General features: G+C 68.7%; 17 protein-coding genes and 2 pseudogenes. 15 read left to right on the plus strand and 4 right to left on the minus strand.

Features of this window, described 5'->3' with window-relative positions:
• Nucleotides 1–54: 54 nt before the first annotated feature.
• The gene (locus KO481_RS27735; protein WP_215921339.1) at nt 55–432 is read right to left on the minus strand and encodes a DUF5313 family protein; all 378 of its coding nucleotides are present in this window, start codon (nt 430–432) and stop codon (nt 55–57) included.
• Nucleotides 433–615: 183 nt separating this feature from the next.
• Between KO481_RS27735 and KO481_RS27740 the strand changes: the two genes are divergently transcribed.
• From KO481_RS27740 to KO481_RS45030, 10 genes and pseudogenes are all read left to right on the plus strand, one after another.
• Nucleotides 616–1,068, plus strand: a complete 453-nt coding sequence (locus KO481_RS27740) for a MarR family winged helix-turn-helix transcriptional regulator (protein WP_215921341.1) — start codon at nt 616–618, stop codon at nt 1,066–1,068.
• Nucleotides 1,069–1,146: 78 nt separating this feature from the next.
• The gene (gene rplL, locus KO481_RS27745; protein WP_215921343.1) at nt 1,147–1,536 is read left to right on the plus strand and encodes a 50S ribosomal protein L7/L12; all 390 of its coding nucleotides are present in this window, start codon (nt 1,147–1,149) and stop codon (nt 1,534–1,536) included.
• Between the two features lie 192 nt (nt 1,537–1,728).
• Nucleotides 1,729–3,846, plus strand: a complete 2,118-nt coding sequence (locus KO481_RS27750; protein ID WP_215921345.1) for a sensor histidine kinase — start codon at nt 1,729–1,731, stop codon at nt 3,844–3,846.
• Nucleotides 3,843–4,238, plus strand: a complete 396-nt coding sequence (locus KO481_RS27755) for a DUF742 domain-containing protein (protein WP_215921347.1) — start codon at nt 3,843–3,845, stop codon at nt 4,236–4,238. Before KO481_RS27750 ends, KO481_RS27755 begins: the two co-directional genes overlap by 4 nt.
• Nucleotides 4,222–5,898 (plus strand): ABC transporter substrate-binding protein, encoded by a 1,677-nt coding sequence (locus KO481_RS27760; protein WP_245401620.1) that lies wholly within the window; start codon nt 4,222–4,224, stop codon nt 5,896–5,898. Before KO481_RS27755 ends, KO481_RS27760 begins: the two co-directional genes overlap by 17 nt.
• A 6-nt stretch (nt 5,899–5,904) precedes the next feature.
• On the plus strand, nt 5,905–7,536 hold the full coding sequence (locus KO481_RS27765) for an ABC transporter substrate-binding protein (RefSeq protein ID WP_215921348.1): 1,632 nt from the start codon (nt 5,905–5,907) through the stop codon (nt 7,534–7,536).
• A gap of 6 nt (nt 7,537–7,542) precedes the next feature.
• Complete coding sequence (locus KO481_RS27770; RefSeq protein ID WP_215921350.1) at nt 7,543–8,499, plus strand: ABC transporter permease; 957 nt, start codon at nt 7,543–7,545, stop codon at nt 8,497–8,499.
• The gene (locus KO481_RS27775) at nt 8,496–9,464 is read left to right on the plus strand and encodes an ABC transporter permease (protein WP_215921352.1); all 969 of its coding nucleotides are present in this window, start codon (nt 8,496–8,498) and stop codon (nt 9,462–9,464) included. The genes KO481_RS27770 and KO481_RS27775 overlap by 4 nt, the downstream gene beginning before the upstream one ends.
• Before the next feature lie 107 nt (nt 9,465–9,571).
• A pseudogene (locus KO481_RS45025) lies at nt 9,572–10,210 on the plus strand (ABC transporter ATP-binding protein); the annotation flags it as partial.
• Between the two features lie 12 nt (nt 10,211–10,222).
• Nucleotides 10,223–11,128 (plus strand): annotated as a pseudogene (locus tag KO481_RS45030) (ATP-binding cassette domain-containing protein); the annotation flags it as partial.
• A gap of 16 nt (nt 11,129–11,144) precedes the next feature.
• Here KO481_RS45030 and KO481_RS27785 read toward each other — a convergent pair.
• Nucleotides 11,145–11,822, minus strand: coding sequence for a GntR family transcriptional regulator (locus tag KO481_RS27785; protein WP_215921356.1), 678 nt, complete (start codon nt 11,820–11,822; stop codon nt 11,145–11,147).
• A 76-nt stretch (nt 11,823–11,898) separates the two neighbouring features.
• On the opposite strand from KO481_RS27785, the gene KO481_RS27790 reads away from it, so the two are divergent.
• The 4 genes from KO481_RS27790 (at nt 11,899) to KO481_RS27805 (ending at nt 15,038) form a co-directional block, all read left to right on the plus strand.
• Nucleotides 11,899–12,330 (plus strand): VOC family protein, encoded by a 432-nt coding sequence (locus tag KO481_RS27790; protein ID WP_215921358.1) that lies wholly within the window; start codon nt 11,899–11,901, stop codon nt 12,328–12,330.
• A 25-nt stretch (nt 12,331–12,355) separates the two neighbouring features.
• Complete coding sequence (locus tag KO481_RS27795; protein ID WP_215921360.1) at nt 12,356–13,021, plus strand: NAD(P)H-binding protein; 666 nt, start codon at nt 12,356–12,358, stop codon at nt 13,019–13,021.
• A 58-nt stretch (nt 13,022–13,079) separates the two neighbouring features.
• Entirely contained in the window at nt 13,080–14,315 is a 1,236-nt protein-coding gene (locus tag KO481_RS27800) for a PucR family transcriptional regulator (RefSeq protein ID WP_215921362.1), read from the plus strand.
• A 132-nt stretch (nt 14,316–14,447) separates the two neighbouring features.
• Nucleotides 14,448–15,038 (plus strand): DUF6328 family protein, encoded by a 591-nt coding sequence (locus KO481_RS27805; protein ID WP_215921364.1) that lies wholly within the window; start codon nt 14,448–14,450, stop codon nt 15,036–15,038.
• Here the strand turns inward: KO481_RS27805 and KO481_RS27810 are convergent, their stop codons facing one another.
• Nucleotides 15,039–15,704 carry a response regulator gene (locus tag KO481_RS27810; protein ID WP_245401621.1) on the minus strand — a complete coding sequence of 222 codons (666 nt, stop codon included), beginning with the start codon at nt 15,702–15,704 and terminating at the stop codon, nt 15,039–15,041.
• Nucleotides 15,680–16,813, minus strand: coding sequence for a GAF domain-containing sensor histidine kinase (locus KO481_RS27815; RefSeq protein ID WP_215921366.1), 1,134 nt, complete (start codon nt 16,811–16,813; stop codon nt 15,680–15,682). Before KO481_RS27815 ends, KO481_RS27810 begins: the two co-directional genes overlap by 25 nt.
• 259 nt (nt 16,814–17,072) lie before the next feature.
• On the opposite strand from KO481_RS27815, the gene KO481_RS27820 reads away from it, so the two are divergent.
• Nucleotides 17,073–18,749, plus strand: a complete 1,677-nt coding sequence (locus KO481_RS27820) for a long-chain fatty acid--CoA ligase (protein WP_215921368.1) — start codon at nt 17,073–17,075, stop codon at nt 18,747–18,749.
• Nucleotides 18,750–18,767 lie beyond the last annotated feature (18 nt).

Consider the following 18,767-nt stretch of genomic DNA (forward strand, 5'->3'; position numbering starts at 1 on the left):
AACTGCGATCCTCTCACCTGAGTGCCCGCGAGGAGGGCGGACCCAGTGCGGTTCTCAGCCACGGCCGTGACTGCGCTCGTAGGCCTCTCGCTCGGATGCGGCGCGATCGCGGCGGGTCGCATCGACCAGCGCCGGGTCCAGGCCCTGCCGGGCCAGGCGATAGCGGCGGTAGACGTAGGTCAGCGCGATCGAGAAGAACGCCAGCGGCAGGAAGATCAGCGCCGCCATCGCCGCACCCATCCACAACGGACCCGGCACCAGCAGGAACAGGCTCAGCACCACCAGCAGCGGCACCAGGATCCGCAACAGGTAGCGCCGGGCGGCACCGCGCCCGGTCAGGTCCTCGAGCACCCACTGGTTCATCGACGACGGCAGCGTCGCGCCGTAGATATAGCGCAGCCGCTGCATCGGGCTCGGTGTCTCCGCGCTCATCGTCTCTCCTTCGAGCACCGTAGTTCGTGCACTAACTATTAACACAAGAATGCCAGCTTTCGGGCATCGGATACAGTGGATACGTCGGTGGCGAACTGTGAGCTTGGTTGCACGACACTGACCGCGCTCCTACGATTAGCGCGCGAACTGTTCGCACACTGCGTGACTCCGGAGAGGCGGCCCATGACGTCCGACATCGACGATCCGCTGCGCCTGGACCGGCAGGTCTGCTTCGCGCTGGCGCTGGCGAACCGTGCGGTGCTGAGTGTCTATCGTCCGCTGCTCGAGCCGATGGGCCTGACCCACCCGCAGTATCTGGTGATGCTGGCGCTGTGGGCCGAGGCGCCGCTCTCGGTCAAGGACATCGGCGAACTGGTGCAGCTCGATTCGCCGACCCTGTCGCCACTGCTCAAGCGGCTCGAATCCGCCGGCTACATCACCCGCCGCCGCGACGCGCGCAACGAGCGCGCGCTTGTCATCGATCTCACCGCCGCCGGCCGGGCCCTGCGCGCGCGGGCCGAGCAGATTCCTCCGGCGGTCGTCGAACGGCTCGGGGTCACCCTCGAGGATCTCGAGCAGCTGCACACCGTGCTGGGCCGGGTGAACACCGCCGCCCGGCGCGCCGCCGCGCGCTGATCTCGAAAACGCCTTCCCCGCAGCCGTTCCGGCTACCTATCATGGATGTATCGCCCGGGGCGTTTCAAGGGGTACATCATGGCGAAAATGACCATCGACGAATTGCTCGATGTTTTCAAAGGTATGACGCTGCTGGAACTTTCGGAGTTCGTGAGCGCGTTCGAGAAGGAATTCGGCGTCACCGCCGCAGCCCCCGTCGCCCTCGTGCAAGGGCCCCAGACCGCCGTCCCCTTGGACGCACCGGAGGAGCCGACCGAGTTCGATGTGATCCTGGAATCGTTCGGGGACAAGAAGATTCAGGTGATCAAGGCGGTCCGGGAGGTCGTCACCGGACTGGGCCTGAAGGAGGCGAAGGACCTCGTCGAGTCCGCGCCCACCCCGATCCTGGAGCGTCTGGACCGCGATGCCGCCGACGCCGCCAAGATCCGGCTCGAGGCCGCGGGAGCCAGGGTCGCCCTGCGCGCCTAGCGCACCGGCCGAATCCGCGCGTACAAACTCGTCCGGCAACCGCCGAGCATCGAGGCGGGCAACGACTGTACCCCCGAACCCATTGGCATAAACCGGCTCTCGAGTTGCGACCCGGCGGCACATGTGAGATTTTCCTCACGGGCTCTCGTGGACTCCACATCGAACGGTCACGGGTTTCGCAAGGAGTAGCAGTTGCGCCTACCTCTACGACGGGATACGCCCGGGCACGATACGGATTCGCAGTCCGGATCGGGCCCCGCCGCACCCGCCGCACCGAGCAGGATGGGCATGGTGCTGCGGCCGCGCACGATCGGCGGTCAGCTCACCCGGATCCTGGCTGTCGCCCTGATCCTCACGATCGCCCTGCTGACGATCACCACCCTCAACGAGATCACGAACTTCCGCGAGTCCGAGAACACCAGGCAGGCCGTATCGCTCGCCCAGCACGTGCAGGACCTGACCGACCAGGTGCAGCGGGAATCCGGCCTCAGCAACGGCCTGCTCGGCGGTGACGATCAGCTGAAGCAGCAGCTGCTCACCCAGCGCCACGCGGTCGATGCGACGCTCGGCGCCGTCCGGGCGGCCGCGGACTCGAATGTGCCCGGCGCCGACCAGGTGCGCGCCGCACTGAGCCGTCTGGATCAGCTCGCGGACACTCGGACCCAAATCGACACGCACCGGATGAGCAGGCCGGTCGCGTCCCAGTTCTACACCGACGCGGTCGATGCGCTCGATCGCCCGACCCTCGGCCTGGACCTGGCCCAGGACCAGCAGATCCAGCGCGGACTGCAGGCGTTCTACTCGCTGGGCGCGGCCAAGTCGCAGTTCGACGCCGAGCGCGGATTCCTCAACGGCGTCTTCACCGTCGGCCGCTTCTCCGGCGGCGAGTACGGCCAGTTCACGGAGATCCGTGCCACCAAACAGGCTGCACTGCAAGCATTCTCGAGCTACTCGACACCCGCCTGGCAGGGCGATCTGGACGCGGTGATGCAGGGCGGAGACGAGGCTGCGGTGGAGCAGGCCGAGAGCGTCGCCCTCGCATCGGGCGACGGGCTCCTGGTCCGCCCGGTGGACCCGGCGACCTGGTGGATGCGCATCAGCAAGGTCATCGACGAACAGCGCGCCGCGCAACAGTCGGTGGGCGGCGAGGTGCAGGCCCGCGCCGACGAGCTGCGTGCCTCGGCCCTGACCAAGCTGACGGTGTTCCTGGTCGCCGCGCTGCTCGCGATCATCGCCATGGTCGTGCTGGTGGTGCTGTCCCAGCGCGCGATCGTCCGGCCGCTGGCGAAGCTGGCCGGCGAGGCCGACGACGTGGCGTCGCGACGCCTGCCCGAGGCCATCGACGCCTGGTCGCGGGCCGAGGAGGACCACCAGCCCGACGCACCGGGACCGGTGCGCATCCCGGACGGGACCAGCACCGAGATCGCCGCCGTCGCGGGCGCATTGGACCGCGTCCAGAGCACCGCCTTCGAACTCGCCTCGCAGCAGGCGCTGCTGCGGCGCAACACCACCGAGTCGATGTCCAACCTGGCCCGGCGCAATCAGAACCTGGTGCGCCGCCAGCTCGGGCTGCTCAGCCAGCTCGAGCGTCAGGAACTCGACCCGAAGGGCCTCTCCAACCTGTTCCAGCTCGACCATCTGGCGACCCGTATGCGCCGCAACGCCGAGAGCCTGCTCATCCTCGTCGGTGAGGGCAGCCCGCGCCGGTTGTCGAATCCGCTGCCGCTGACCACCGTCATCCGCGCGGGCATGTCGGAGGTGGACGACTACCGGCGGGTGGTGCTGCGCCGGGTCGACGACGTACTCGTCAGCGGTGCGGTGGCCAGCGAGCTCGCGCACATACTCGCTGAGCTGATCGAGAACGGGATCGCCTTCTCCCCGCCCGACATGGACGTCGAGGTCTACGGCCGCCTGGTGGCGCACGGATACGTCCTGGCCGTGGTCGATCACGGCGTCGGCATGCCCGAAGCGCAACTGGCCCAGGCGAATGCGAAGCTGCGCGGCGAACAGGACTTCATCGTCGCGCCGACCCGCTACCTCGGGCACTACGTGGTCGGCCGGCTCGGCCGGCGGCTCGGCATCGAGGTGGAGCTGACCTCCTCGCCGGACGGCGGCGTCGTCGCGCGGCTGAGGTTGCCCCAGAATCTGCTCGCCGCCGGAAACGGTCAGCAGCCCGCCCTCGTGCAGGCCAAGGTCGCCAACGACGGGCTGGTGCCGTATTCGGCCACCGATTGGGTGTCCAACGGCGCCACCGCGGAATCCGCGTCCGGCACGGCGAGCGAGCCTGTCGCTCAGGGGAATCCGAGATGAGAGACCTCGATCCCCCGCTACCCCACTCGACGCCGCCGCACGACTCCCCGGACGAGCACGACGACGAGGGCGATGAGGAATTCCTGCGCGCCTTCGTCGTCACCGGGGGGCGCACCACGCCGGTCATCGACGGGCTGCGCATCGAGACGCTGGTGCACGCGCCCCGCTCGGCGCTGTCCGCCCCGCTGCAGCTCGAACAGCTCGCCGTCGTGCGGCTGTGCCAGCGCCGATGTTCCATCGCGGAAATCGGTGCCGCGCTGCGTGTTCCGGTCGGTGTCGCCAAGGTGATCGTGAGCGACCTCGCCGCCGCCGGCTTCGTCACCGTACACAAATCCCCCGACCTGTCCATTTCCGCGATCGAGAGGATCAGGGATCTTGTCCGCGCACTGTGACGCGAAGACCTCCGGCGGCCCGGCCGGCCCCCGACGATCGTGGCGGCGGATGCTGTGCCTCGGCGTCGTCGCGGTGGCTTTGGCCGCCTGCGCGCCGCTGCAGTATCCGGCGCGAACCGCAACGCACGCGGACGATTTCGGGGCCCAGGTGGGCGCGCAGTCGGTGCGCGCCGGTGGCGATCTGGTGATGGGGCTGTCGAACGAGCCCGACCGGCTCGACCCGACCACCTCCAGCTCGCTCTACACCCGCTACGTCATGAACTCGATCTGCGAGAAGCTCTACGACAACGACGCCGCGGGAAATCTGGTGCCGCAGTTGGCAACCGCGCTGCCGAGCTTCTCACCCGACGGGCTGACGGTCACCATTCCGGTGCGCACCGGCATCCGCTTCGCCGACGGCACGCCGTTCGACGCCGACGCGGTCCGGACCAGCCTGCTGCGGCACCTGACCCTGAAGACCTCGCAGCGCAAGAGCGAGATGGGGCCCATCGCATCGATCGATACCGACGGCGCGGCAACGGTTGTCGTGCACTTCACCGAGCCGTTCTCGCCGTTCGCCGCCGCCCTGGCCGACCGGGCCGGGATGATCATGTCACCGGCCGCCCTGGACAAGGAGGACACGCACTTCGCGGATCATCCGGTGTGCGTGGGGGCGTTCAAGTTCGTCAAGCGGGTGCCGCAGACCGAGATCGTCGTCGCACGGGACCCGCTGTACTACGACGCCCAGGACGTGCACCTGGACACCATCACCTACCGGATCATGCCCGACGCCAATATTCGCGCGGCCAACCTGCGTTCGGGCGACATCCAGGTCGCCGACACGATCTCGCCACAGGACGTCGACGCGCTGGCCAAGGATCCGTCGCTGCACCTGCTGCAGACGCGCGGGCTGAACTTCCGGGGACTGTTCGTCAATATCGCCAACGTGCACGGCGTCGGCAAGCCCACCGAACAGCTCGACACCCCGCTCGCGAAGGATCCCCGTGTACGCGAGGCACTGTCGCTGAGCATCGATCGAAACACCCTGGTGAATACGGTATTCGACAACTGGTTCGAACCCGCGTGCTCACCGATCGTGCCGCAGACCGCGTTCGCCACGCCCGCCGGAATCACCTGCCCCACCTATGATCCCCAGCGCTCGCGGCAATTGCTCGCCGCCGCCGGAGTGAAGATCCCGTACCGGATCACCCTGCAGGTGACGGACACTCAGGACCAGCTCCGCTACGCGCAGGCGTTGCAGGCCAATGTCGCCGCGGGCGGCTTCCAGCTGGCCATCGAGCCGACCGAATACTCCACCCTGCTGAACGTGCAGAAGCGCGGCACCTTCCAGGCTCTGCTGATCGGCTGGTCCGGACGGATCGACCCGGACGCGAACATCACGCTGTTCAACCGGACCGGGGCGAGTTCCAACTACACGGGTTACAGCTCCCCTGCGGTCGACGATCTGCTGGCGCGGGCCTCGCAGAGCACCGACACCGCCACCCGCGCCGACCTCTACGGGCAGGCCGTGCAAGCGTTGCAGCAGGACAACCCGTACGTCTACACCTACCGCGAACGCCTGCTGACGGTGCAGTCCAGGCAGGTGACGGGCATCCAGGTGTTCCCGGACGGCGTCGTGCGGCTGGGCCGGGCCGCCTTCCGCACGAACCGGAGGGCCTGAGTGCCCATGCGTGACAGACTCTTCCGGACGTTCGTGCTGGGCCTGATCGCCTGTGCCCTGGCATCCTGCGCACCCGTGCGGCCCGTGGCCGCGCCCGTCGTGCACATCGACGACTACGGCACGCCGGTGGGCTCGCAGACCGTGCACCAGGGCGGCGAGTTGGTGATGGGCCTATCCAACGATCCGGACCGGCTCGACCCGACCACCTCCAGCTCGCTCTACACCCGCTATGTCATGAGCACGATCTGCGAAAAGCTCTACGACAACGACTCTTCGGGCAATCTGGTGCCGCAGCTGGCGACGGACCTGCCGCGCTTCTCCCCCGACGGACTGACGGTCACCATCCCGGTGCGCACGGGCATCCGCTTCGCGGACGGCACGCCGTTCGACGCGGCCGCGGTCGTGACCAGCCTGGAGCGGCACCTCACGATGCCGGGGTCGCAGCGCACCGGGGAGATGGGCCCGATCACCGGCATCACCGCCGACGGCGACTCCCAGGTGGTTATCCGGTTCGGCACGCCGTTCGCGCCGATCACCGCGGCCCTCGCCGACCGGGCCGGGATGATCATGTCGCCGACCGCACTCGCCAAGGAGGGCAAGGACTTCGGCGATCATCCCGTGTGCGTCGGCCCGTTCGCGTTCGTCAACCGGGCGGCGGGCTCGTCGATCACGGTCGCGCGCGATCCGCTGTACTACGACGCGAAGAACGTGCACCTGGACCGGATCGTCTACCGCATCATGACCCAGGCCGGCGAGCGCGCGGCCGCACTGCGATCGGGCACCATCCAGGTCGCCGACACCATGTCGCCGCAGGACGTCGACGCGCTGGCGGCCGACCCGTCGCTGCACCTGCTGCGGTCGGGTTCGTTCGGTTTCCAGGGGTTCTACATCAATATCGGCGATGTGCACGGCGCCGGAACGCCGGTCGAGCAGATCAATACCCCGCTGGCCCGCGATGCCCGTGTCCGCCTTGCGCTGTCGCTGAGTGTCGATCGGCAGGCGCTGGTGGACAAGGTTTTCAAGGGCTGGTACGAGCCGGCCTGCACGCCGATCGCGCCGCGCACCTCCTACGCGACCCAGGCGGCGACGGCGTGCCCGCTGTTCGATCCGGAACAATCGAAACGCCTCCTGGCCCAGGCCGGTGTGCAGATCCCCTATCCGATCACCATGCAGGTGATGAACGTTCAGGATCAGTTGCAGTACGCCCAGGCGTTACGGGCCAGCCTCGCCCAGGGCGGCTTCGATCTGCGGATCGTGCCCACCCCGTACTCGGCGCTGCTGGACGCGCAGAAGCGCGGCACCTACGAGACGCTGCTGCTGGGCTGGTCGGGCCGGCTCGACCCGGACGGCAACATCTCCCGGTTCCTGATGACCGGATCGACCGGCAACTACAGCGGATTCAGCTCGCCGGATCTCGACGACGTGCTCGCCTGGGCCGCGCACACCACGAGCGTGGCGCGCCGCGGGGCGCTGTACGAGCAGGCCGTTCGCCTCGTCGCGCGCGAAAACCCCTACATCTACACGTATCGTCTGCGGAATCTGACCGTGCACTCGGTCCGCGTCACCGGCATCGAGGTGTACGCCGACGGCACCGTCCGGCTCGGCAAGGCCGCGTTCGTCTCCGACGGGAAGAGCTGAACACCATTGCTGCGGTATGTATTTCATCGTCTCTGGCAGTCCGCACTGACCCTCGTGCTGGTCTCGATCGTGGTCTTCCTCGCGGTGCGCGCGCTGCCCGGCGACCCCGCCACCGTCATGGCCGGGGAGCAGGCGGATCCGGCGGCGATCGCCGCGGTGCGGGCTCAGCTGGGCCTGGACAAGTCGTTGCCGGTGCAGTACCTCGACTTCGTCGGACACGCGCTCACCGGTGACCTCGGCCGGTCCATCCGCACGGGAATCCCGGTGCGCGACATGATCGGCACGACCCTTCCGGTCACGCTGCAGCTGGCGGTGTACGCGCTGCTGGTGGCGGTGCTGATCGGAATCGCCGGGGGCGTGGTCGCCGCGGTGTACCGGGGCCGCTGGCCGGAGTGGATCGCGGGCAGCTTCTCGCTGGTCGGATTGTCGGTGCCGACCTTCTGGCTGGGAATCCTTGCGGTGCTGTACCTCTCGGTCAGACTGCATCTGTTCCCCGCCTCGGGGTACGTATCCCCGCTCGCGCATCCGCTGCGCGGGGTCTACTTCCTGACCCTGCCCGCGGTGATCCTGGGCGTCACGCATGCGGCGGTGATCCAGCGGCAGACGCGCTCGGCCATGGTGGAGACGCTCACCACGGACTTCGTGCGCACCGCGCGGGCGAAGGGGCTCGGTCGCGGCGCGGTGATCGTCCGGTACGGCCTGCGCAACAGCCTGATCGTGGTGACCACCGTCGTCGGCATGCAGCTCGGTTTCCTCATCGCGGGCGTGGTGGTCACCGAGCGCATCTTCAGCCTGCCAGGCCTGGGGAAGCTGACCCTGGATTCGGTGTTCAGCCGCGACTATCCGGTAATCCAGGCGGTCGTGCTGGTGATCGCCGCGTCCTACATCCTGATAAATCTGCTGGTCGACGTGCTCTACACGATGATCGATCCGCGGGTGCGCGTGTCCGGGAGGGCGCAATGAGCACTGCACCGAACGCACAGCGCGAGGACGCGGGTGCCGCGTCCGGCACGGCGGCCGAGGAGGTTTCCGACGCGCAGGGGGGCGGCGAGACTGTCACCGAAGTCACCGTCGCAGTACCCATTTCATCCGGCGGCCGAGGTAGCGCGCTGCGCCATGTGCGCGGAAATCCGCTGGGTATGGTCGGTGCGGCACTGCTGCTGATCGTCATCGTCACCGGTGTTTTCGCGCCGCTGCTCGCGCCCTACCCGCCCGCCGAGGTGCACTTCCCGATTCCCTTCCAGAAGCCGGGCACCGTCGGATATGCCCTGGGCACCGACGATCTGGGGCGCGACATCCTCTCGCGCCTGCTCTACGGCACCCGGGCCTCGCTCGAGGTGGGCGCGCTGTCGGTGCTGTGCGCGGTGGTCATCGGCGTTCCGCTGGGCCTGCTGGCCGGCTACTGGCGGTGGCTGGACGCGGTGCTGTCGCGGCTGGTCGATGTGCTGCTGGCCTTTCCGTTCGTGATGATCGCGGTGGGGCTGACCGTGATCTACGGCGCGGGCCTGACCCAGGCCGCGATCGCGCTGGGCATCGCGCAGGTGCCGTTGATGATGCGGGTCGTGCGCGCGGAAACATTGCGGCTGCGGGAAACCGATTTCGTCCTCGCCGCCCGCACCATGCACGTCGGTCCGCTGCGCATCCTCGGGGAACACATCCTGCCCAACGCGCTCGGGCCGATCATCGTGCAGGCCACCGTGATCATGCCGACGGCGGTGCTGGGCGAGGCGCTGCTGTCGTTCCTGGGACTGGGCATCAAACCGCCCGCGCCCAGCCTGGGCATCATGCTGTCCGATGCACAGCAGTACCTGATGCGCACGCCGTGGCCGGGCGTGTTTCCGGGCGTCGCGCTGCTACTGATCTGCTTGGGATTCAACCTCTTCGGCGATGCGCTGCGCGATGCGATCGACCCGAAGACGAGCCGCTGAGGGGCACGATGAGCGACAAGTCCGAGCCGCTGCTGGAGATCCGCGATCTTCGGGTGTCCTACGGCGGCGCGACGACGGTGGATGTCGCGGAGCTCACTGTTGCTCCGGGCGAGCGAGTCGCGGTGGTCGGCGCGTCCGGGGCCGGGAAATCGACTCTCGCGCACGCGATCATCGGACTGCTCCCCGGTGCGGCGCGGGTGACCGGCGGCAGCATCCGGTGGCGCGGTGAGGATCTCGCGCGGGCCGACGAGAAGCGGCTGCGCCGCCTGCGCGGCCGGGAGATCGGGTTGGTGCCGCAGGACCCGATGACCAACCTGAACCCGGTGTCACGGGTGGGCCGCCAGGTATCTGAAACCCTGGTGGCGCACCGCATGTACGGGGGCCGGGCCGCGGACCGGCGGGCGATCGAGCTGCTCGGTGAGGCCGGTCTCCCCGAACCCGAGCGGCGGGCGCGCCAGTATCCCCACGAGTTGTCCGGCGGCATGCGCCAGCGCGTCCTGATCGCGATCGGCCTGGCCTGCCGCCCTGGGCTGCTCATCGCCGACGAGCCCACCTCCGCACTGGATGTGACCGTGCAGCGGCAGATCCTCGATCATCTGGAAAGGCTCACCGGGGAACTGGATACCGCACTGCTGCTGGTGACCCACGACCTCGGGCTGGCGGCCGAGCGGGCGGACCGGGTGGTGGTCATGTCCGAGGGCAGGATCGTCGAGTCCGGTCCGGCGCGCGAGGTGCTGACCGATCCGCAACAGGAGTACACGCGCCGTCTGGTGTCCGCCGCTCCGGCACTCGTCGCGCCGCAGGCCAAGGCTCCCGAATCGCATTCCACACCGGTGGTTTCCGAGACCGATGCCACCGAAGCCGAACCCACCGCGGAACTTCCGGTCCTGGAGGCCTCGCATCTCACCAAGGAGTACCGGATCCGGGGCCGCGGCGGGCTGCTGCGTGCGGTCGACGACGTCTCGTTCACGATCGCCCGCGGCCGCACCACCGCGATCGTCGGGGAATCGGGTTCGGGGAAGACCACGACGGCGCGAATCGTGCTGGGCCTGGTAGCCGCGACGTCCGGCACTGTCCGCCTCGATGGCGCCGAGACGGGCGGGCTGCGCGGGGCACAGTTGTGGGCGGCGCGACGCGCCATGCAGCCGGTATTCCAGGACCCGTACTCGTCGCTGGACCCCATGTGGACCGTCGAGCGCCTGATCGCGGAACCGTTGCGCGCCTTCGGCGCGGGCGACCGGACAGCGCGCCGCGGACGGGTGAACGAGCTCCTCGATCAGGTCGGCCTCGCGACCACACTCGCGCAGCGCTACCCGAACGAACTGTCCGGCGGTCAGCGCCAACGCGTGGCCATCGCCCGCGCCCTGGCCGTGAATCCCCGCCTCGTGGTCTGCGACGAGGCCGTCTCCGCCCTGGATGTCCTGGTCCAGAAGCAGATCCTGACGCTGCTGTCCGATCTGCAGGACCGCCTCGGCGTCAGCTACCTGTTCATCTCCCACGACCTGTCCGTCGTGCGCGCCCTGGCCCACGACGTCGTGGTGATGCGCGGCGGCCGCGTGGTCGAACAGGGACCGGCCGGGGAAATCCTCAGCACGCCTGCCGATTCCTACACGCGCCAGCTCCTGGACTCCATTCCGGGCATCGGCGTCCTGGCCGGGTCCTGAGCACTCGGGGCACGAGTTACGTTCCGCCGCCGGTGAGTACGTCGAAAGCATGGCGGCGGTGGGCGGCGAAGAGCTCGGCCGCCACCGTGGCGTCGCGCTCGCGCAGGGCCGCGGCGAGCTCGCGGTGCTCCGCGGGCATATGTGTGAGGTACGCGTCCTCGGCGGCACCGATCCTGGTCAGCAGGAACAGGTGCACCTGGGATCGAATCGCCTGCCACGCCTGGGCGAGTCGCCCGTGCCGGGCGGCGGCGTAGACCGCGTCGTGGAAGGCGATATCGCGGCGAACCATGGTGTGCTCGTCGTGCACGCCCGCCATGCGCTCGGCCGCACGCACGACCACCGCGAGATCGCCGTCGGTGGCGTTCGCGCATACCTGGTGTACCGCAAGCTGTTCCAGCGCACCGCGCAGGCTGTGCAGTTCGGCGATGTCCGCGGGGGTCAGGGTGGTCACGGTGGCGCCGCGATGCCATTCGCTACGGACCAGGCCCTCGTGCTCCAGGCGCAGCAGCGCCTCTCGGACCGGACCGCGGCTCACGCCCAGAGCGGCCGACAGATCGACCTCCCGCAGCTGCGCGCCGGGTGCATACCCGCCGTCGAAGATCGCGTCCCGGAGTCGATCGGCCACCTCGTCGGCCAGGCCTCGGCGACGCGCCGGAGCAACCGCGCCCCGCGACTCCGCTGTTCCCGGGCTCATGCCGCTCCTTCCCTCATCTTGTCCTAATGTTAACATTAGGACATCTCGGATGGAGCACAGCAAGGAAGGCACGACAATGACCGTTCTCGACTCCTCGATCCCCCGTTTCCACCTGGCCATGCCGGTCGACGACCTGGATGCCGCGCGCCACTTCTACGGTGAGGTGCTCGGATTGACACAGGGGCGCAGCGCGCAGACGTGGGTGGACTGGAATCTGCACGGCCATCAGTTCGTCACCCACCTCGCGCCCGCCCGGCCGGAGCGGATCGAGAATCCGGTCGACGGGCACGACGTCCCGGTGCCCCATTTCGGGCTCATCCTGACGATCCCGGAGTTTCACGATCTCGCCGCCCGGATGCACGGCGCGGGTGTGCGATTCGTGATCGAGCCCTATGTGCGGTTCGAGGGGCAGGCCGGGGAGCAGTGGACCATGTTCCTGCTCGATCCGGCGGGAAATGCGCTGGAGTTCAAGGCTTTCGCGGACGATTCCCAGATTTTCGCATCCTGATCGCTACCACCGAAGGAGACATTTCATGCGTGTTGTCATCGCGGGCGGGCACGGCAAGATCGCGCTCATCCTGGAACACCTCCTGGCCGCACGGGGTGATTCCGCGGCCGGGCTCATCCGCAATCCCGCCCAGGCGGAGGATCTGACGGCCGTCGGCGCGCAAGCGCTGGTGATCGACCTGGAGTCGGCGTCCGCCGAGGCGGTCGCGGAGCAGCTGCGGGGCGCCGACGCGGTGGTGTTCGCGGCGGGCGCCGGACCGGGCAGCGGCGCGGCTCGCAAGGAGACCGTCGACCGCGACGCGGCAATTCTGCTCGCCGATGCGGCCCGGGCCGCGGAGGTACGCCGCTACGTGATGATCTCCGCCATGGGTGCGGCCAATCCGCCGTCCCCCGAACAGCCCGGTCAGGACCCGGTCTTCGCCGCGTACCTGCGCGCCAAGGCCGCCGCGGACGTTGCGGTGCGCGCCCGCCCCGACCTGGACTGGACGATCGTGCGCCCGGGCGTGCTCACCGACGATCCCGGCAACGGCTCGGTCCGCATCGCCGAGTCGACCGGTCGCGGCGCGATCCCCCGCGCCGATGTCGCGGCCGTGCTCCTCGCGGTGCTCGACGCACCCGCAACAATCGGGCAGACCTTCGAGCTCATTTCCGGCAACACCCCCATCCCGGCGGCGGTCGCGGCCCTGGGCTGATCGTCCGCGTCACCGAATGGGTGACCCGAACCCGTGATTCGCGCCCTACCGTGAATTGATGCTCTGGTCGCCTCTGCCCCAAATGTCGGCCGATTCCACGACGGTGCTCACCGCGCTAGCCCTGGAACTCGACGCCGATCTACCCGCCGTCGCCGCCCACATCATCCGATCGATCACCGGCCAGGAGGACTCCTACGCGCAGCACGGAGTCGTGCTGGCACAAGACCTTCGGGAGACGGTGACGGCCAACGTCGGCGGCATGCTGGCCGCGCTGGCCGGTACCCACGTCGCCGCGGACGGCGGCCTGTCGATACCGCATTCGACCGGCCGGCGGCGCGCGCATCAGGCCGTGCCGCTCGAGGTGGTGCTGCATGCCTACCGGCTCGGCGGACAGACCCTGATGGACCGCATGCTCGCACTGGCGCGCGGACGCCCGGCCGATCTCGGTGCGTTCCTGGACGTGGCAACCACCGTAATGGAGGTGGTCGATCGCTATTCCGAGGCCGTCGTCGAGGGCTATCGCCAGGCCGAAATAGAACTGCAGCAACGTGATTCACGTCGGCAGCAGGCGGTGATGGACGCCCTGCTGGACGACCGCGCGGAGCTGCCGATGGAGTCCGAGGTGGCCCGACTGCTGGGGTTGCCCACCGGCGGACCCTACGTCGTCGCGGTGTGCCTGCTCGACCTGAGCGCCGCACACGCACTCGGCGGGATGCGGGACGTCTGCTCCGTCTACGGCTACGCCGCCGCCTGGCGCACCCGCGGCGATCGCGAGATAGGCATTGTGGCACTGGGACATTCGACGCTGCCCGGCTTCCTCGAGATCCTGCGCACCGCGACCAGCGGGCGGGTCGGAGTGTCGGGGACGATCGAGACGCTCGGCGCGGTTTCGCAGGCCTGCCGCTTCGCCGAGACCGCACTGCTCACCTGCCCGGACGCGCCGCGCGACGTCGCCTGGATCGACGATCGACTGCTCGAGGCGCTGGTGGTGGTCAAGCCCGAGCTTGCCGGCAGGCTGGTCACGCGGACCCTGCACGAGGTGCTGAGCCTGCCCGGCCCCGAACGAGAGCTGCTGCTGGACACCCTGACCGCGTGGTACGACGCCGGATGTTCCGCGCGCGCGGCGGGGAGGCGCCTGTTCTGCCACCGGAACACGATCCTGAATCGCCTGCGGCGCATAGAAACTCTCACCGGTCGCTCGTTCTCCGACCACCGCGATCAGCTCTCGTTCTACCTGGCGATCACCGCGCGCCGATTGCTGCCCGATGTACGCCGGGCGGCGCAGCCCGCATGACCGAGATGTGCACGCGCCCAATGAACTCGACGAAACAGTGGACCGTAAGTGAACAATAGGTGCGGCCTCGTCACGTACCGTTCATGAACCGCATACCTTCCAGTACCAGAAAAACGAAGGGGCACTGAAACAATGGTCGCCGAGTACAGCAGCAGGCAATGGTCACCGCGACGGGTCGGAACGTCGTCGCGGCGAGGGCATCCCCATGCCGAACCGTCGCACTCGGGATCGGCTTCCATCATCGATATCGATTCCGCCGCAACGATATCCGACTACTCCGAACGCTCGTATTCCGAGATACTGCAGGAGATCCGGGTCGCGCAGGGCGTCGGCCAGGCGGTGGTGGCATTCCAGCTGGGCCTGGGCTTCACCAGTCGCTTCGGAGCGCTCGGCACGGCACAGCGCTCGATGTACGTGATCATGCTGGTGCTCAGCGTCACCTCCATCGCTCTACTGGTCGCGCCGATCCTGTACCGCCAGTTGACATTCCGTCATCAGCCGGTCAATCCGACGATCGCCGCGAGCCGTTGCGTGCTGGCCGGGATGGCGATGCTGATGTGCTCGATCGTGGCCAGCCTGCTGTTCGCGCTGTTCGTGGTGTGCAGCGTCCGGCTCGCGGTGGCCGTCGGGGTCGTGGCCTTCGCCTGGTTCGTCATCTGCTGGTTCGCCTACCCGATGTGGGCCCGCAGCCGACTCGTGCAGCTCAGCCGCCACCGCCGCTGACTACAGGATGCCGAGCTGGTTGGCGCGTGAGAGGGCCTCGACCCGATTGTGCGCCCCCAGCTTCTCCAGCGCCCGTTGCAGATACGTCTTGACCGTGTTGCGGGTCAGCCCGAGCACCGCGGCGATCTCCGGATTGGTCTCGCCCATCGCGACCCGGCGCAGAATCTCGTATTCCCTTCGCGTCAGGCCGTGTTCGCGCAACTTGCGATCCACCAGCATCCGGGTGTCGGTACCCAGATCCTCGTGCACGACGCGCTCGCCCGCGACCACCCGCCCGATGGCGTCGACCAGATCGGCGCGGTCTACATCCTTGATCAGGGCGCCGTGCGCACCGGCGGCAAGGGTGGCGGAGACTGCCGCGTGGTCCGGATACGCGGTGAACAGGATGATCTTGGCCGGGTGGGGCAGCCGCAGGAGCGCGCGAACCACCTCCGGGGCAAGCATATCCGGCAGCCGCAGGTCCAGCAGCACCACGTCGGGCAGCAATTCCGTTGCGGCTTGGATGGTTTCGCGTCCCGTGCGGGCGTTTCCCACCACCCGCATCCAGGCGGTCGCCTGGACGGCCAGGGTGACACCGTCCGTCACCACCGGATGGTCGTCGGCGACCAGTATCCGCACTTGCTCTTCGTTCATGCCGTAATTCACCTGCTCGTCGCGAGAACCCATGCCTGCAGCGTGAATCCACCGTCGTCGTTGCGAAGTATGGTGAGATGACCGCCGATTCGGCCCAGGCGGTCGCCGAGCGATTCCAGCCCCATGCCGTCGTGCTCACCCAGTTCGGCGGGCGGGCCCTGCCCGTCGTCGGAGATCGCGACCGTGACCCCGCTGCCGGCCGCGAACACACTGATCACCACCGACCGTGCGTGCGCGTGCTTTTCGACATTGAGCAGCGCCTCGCGCGTGGTGTCGGCCAGCGCCTCGATCGCCGCGGGCGAGAGCACCGGCAGCTCTGTGAGCGTGAGCATCCGCGCGTCGATGCCGGTGCGCCGGGCGAACGCGGTGCAGTGCTCGCGCAGCGCCACGCCCAGGGCCACCTGTTCCGGGGGCGCGTTCAGCGCCCGCAGCGAACCACGCAGCGCCGCAGTCGCTTCGGCCGCCTGCCGTTCCATATCGGCGAGCCGCCGCCGGATATCGGGCCCCAGATCCGGCTCGGCCCCCAGCCTGCGGATGCCCGCGCCGAGGGTGAACAGCATCGCGCCCACGCTGTCGTGCAGTTCGAGGGCCACCCGCCGGCGCTCCTCGTGCATCGCGACCTCGGCCGCGTGGCGCGCCCGCTCGGCCACGACCTGCGCGGTCGCGGTCCGCTGCGCGATCTGTTCGAGCGCGGCGATGGTGCGATCGCCGAATTCGGTCTCGTATCGGTTGGCGCCGTACAGAACTCCGAGCAGCCGGTCCTGATACATGATCGGGACCGCGACCATCGCGCGCACCTGCTCGGCCTGTGCCTGGAGGGTGAACATGCCGCTGATCTCGGGCCGTCCGAGGTAGTCGCCCGCCCAGTGCGGGCGGCGCGTGTACAGCACCCGCCCACCCACGCCGACGCCCGAGGGCACGATCAGCCCGTCGATGACGTTGCTGACGCTGTTGACCGGATCGTGCAGCACGATGCGGTCCGGTCCCTCCGGCTCGCCGGCCCACGCCATGTCGACACCGGCCGCCTCGGGAACCGTGCACACCATGCGGCGCACGGCCATGGCGCGATCCAGCGGCGTCAGCGCATCGGCATACACCTCATCGAATGTCACGAGCGGCTCGGGCACACGGTCGCCACGCACTGAACTCACCTCCGACCGCGCGCAAACGGCCCCGAAGGCCGAAACGTCGAAATACGATTTTCATCCTCCCGCGCCACGATGGCAACCACCATCTCCATCCGGAGACCCCCATCGGTAGCTACTCGACCGTATCCGCGCCCCGCACACTGAAATCCGCCGCACCGCAGCGACAACGCTGTCGCATCGCCGCGACAACGACGTCGCCTCTCCCAGTCCGGTGCGGCACCCCAGCCACCGCGATCGGATGCGAATGACAGCCATGCGCAGCACAATGCAGCCCGTACAACTCCAGATAGGGCGGTTGCTAAAGTACGCCACCACCTTTCACGGCGACCGCCTGCTCCTGACCGCTACGCCCGAGGGGGCACGGACCGGGACCTATCACGAAATCGGCACCAACGCAGCGCGTCTGGCCTGGGCGCTGCGGGATCTCGGCATCGGCCGGGGCGACCGTGTCGCCACCTTCATGTGGAACAACCAGGAGCACACCGAGGCGTACTTCGCGATCCCCTCGATGGGAGCGGTACTGCACCCCTTGAACATCCGGCTGAGCGAGGAGCAGATCGTCTTCACCGCCAACCACGCGCAGGATCGGGTCGCCCTCGTCGACGGCTCGCTGCTGGCGCGCTTCGCGGAGCTGGCTCCGCGCATGCTCCACCTCGAGTGCGTCATCGTGAACGGCCCGGCGGATGCGACGGTGCTGTCCGGTTCCGGCCTGCTGGTGTACGACTACGCGAATCTGCTTGCGGCGCAGCCGGATCAATTCCCGTGGCCGGATCTCAACGAGTCCACCGCCGCGGCGCTGTGCTACACCTCGGGTACCACCGGCGACCCGAAGGGTGTGGTCTACAGCCACCGCTCGATATACCTGCACGCCATGGCCGTCGCACTGCCCAATGCGCTCGGGCTCGGCCAGGGCGACCGCATCCTGGCCGTGGTGCCGCAGTTCCACGTGCTGGCCTGGGGCCTGCCGTACGCAGCCTTCCTGACCGGCGCCTCGCTCGCGATGCCGGACCGATTCCTGGCCGCCGCACCGCTGGCCGCGTTCATCGACACGGCCCTGCCGACCAAGGGTGCGGGCGTGCCGACCATCTGGCAGTCGCTGCTGGACCACCTCGACGAGCATCCCGGCATCGACATCTCGACCATGCGGGAGGCGCTGGTCGGCGGGTCCGCCTGCCCGCCGTCGCTGATCGCGGCATATCGCAAGCGGCACAACATCGCACTGATCCACGCCTGGGGCATGACCGAGACCTCGCCGCTGGGCGCGGTCGCCCGCGTCACCGACGCCACGGATCCGGATCGGCTCTCGCAGGGCAGATTTCCGGCCCAGGTCGAGGCCCGCCTGGTGGGCGCCGATGGAACCGTGCTGCCGCACAACGGAATCAGCGAGGGCGAGCTGCAGGTGCGTGGCCCGTGGGTCACCGGCGAGTACCACGGCGAGGTCGGCGCGGACGCGTTCCAGGACGGCTGGCTGCGCACCGCCGACATCGGCGTGATCACACCGCGGGGCTACCTGACCATCACCGATCGCGCCAAGGATGTCATCAAGTCCGGCGGCGAATGGATCTCCTCGGTGGGTCTCGAGAACGAACTGATGGCCCACCCCGCGGTCCCCGAGGCGGCCGTGATCGGCGTGCCGGATCACCGGTGGGGCGAGCGGCCGATGGCCTGCGTCGTGGTGCGCGGCGACGGGCGGCACTCGCTCGCCGACATCGCGGCCTTCCTCGCCACCCGGGTGCCGAAATGGAAACTGCCCGAACGCTGGTCGCTGCTGGCCGAGATCCCGAAGACCTCGGTGGGCAAGTACGACAAGGCCTCGCTGCGGCAGTGGTACGCCGCGGGCACCCTGCATGTCGAGTACCTGGCGTCGCCGGATTCCAGCGCGGTAGCGGCCCGGAACGGCGCCCCCGGCGGGACACGGGAGCACAGCTGATCATGCCCGCGCCCCTCT

It is taken from the genome of Nocardia albiluteola (assembly GCF_018860155.1).
Lineage (GTDB): Bacteria > Actinomycetota > Actinomycetes > Mycobacteriales > Mycobacteriaceae > Nocardia > Nocardia albiluteola.

Coding starts and splice junctions, on each gene's coding strand:
- KO481_RS27755 (WP_215921347.1), top strand. CDS start 3,843: ATGAGAGACCTCGATCCCCCGCTACCCCACTCGACGCCGCCGCACGAC.
- rplL (WP_215921343.1), top strand. CDS start 1,147: ATGGCGAAAATGACCATCGACGAATTGCTCGATGTTTTCAAAGGTATG.
- KO481_RS27795 (WP_215921360.1), top strand. CDS start 12,356: ATGCGTGTTGTCATCGCGGGCGGGCACGGCAAGATCGCGCTCATCCTG.
- KO481_RS27790 (WP_215921358.1), top strand. CDS start 11,899: ATGACCGTTCTCGACTCCTCGATCCCCCGTTTCCACCTGGCCATGCCG.
- KO481_RS27820 (WP_215921368.1), top strand. CDS start 17,073: ATGCGCAGCACAATGCAGCCCGTACAACTCCAGATAGGGCGGTTGCTA.
- KO481_RS27775 (WP_215921352.1), top strand. CDS start 8,496: ATGAGCACTGCACCGAACGCACAGCGCGAGGACGCGGGTGCCGCGTCC.
- KO481_RS27735 (WP_215921339.1), bottom strand. CDS start 432: ATGAGCGCGGAGACACCGAGCCCGATGCAGCGGCTGCGCTATATCTAC.
- KO481_RS27810 (WP_245401621.1), bottom strand. CDS start 15,704: ATGGGTTCTCGCGACGAGCAGGTGAATTACGGCATGAACGAAGAGCAA.
- KO481_RS27785 (WP_215921356.1), bottom strand. CDS start 11,822: ATGAGCCCGGGAACAGCGGAGTCGCGGGGCGCGGTTGCTCCGGCGCGT.
- KO481_RS27800 (WP_215921362.1), top strand. CDS start 13,080: ATGCTCTGGTCGCCTCTGCCCCAAATGTCGGCCGATTCCACGACGGTG.
- KO481_RS27740 (WP_215921341.1), top strand. CDS start 616: ATGACGTCCGACATCGACGATCCGCTGCGCCTGGACCGGCAGGTCTGC.
- KO481_RS27765 (WP_215921348.1), top strand. CDS start 5,905: ATGCGTGACAGACTCTTCCGGACGTTCGTGCTGGGCCTGATCGCCTGT.
- KO481_RS27805 (WP_215921364.1), top strand. CDS start 14,448: ATGGTCGCCGAGTACAGCAGCAGGCAATGGTCACCGCGACGGGTCGGA.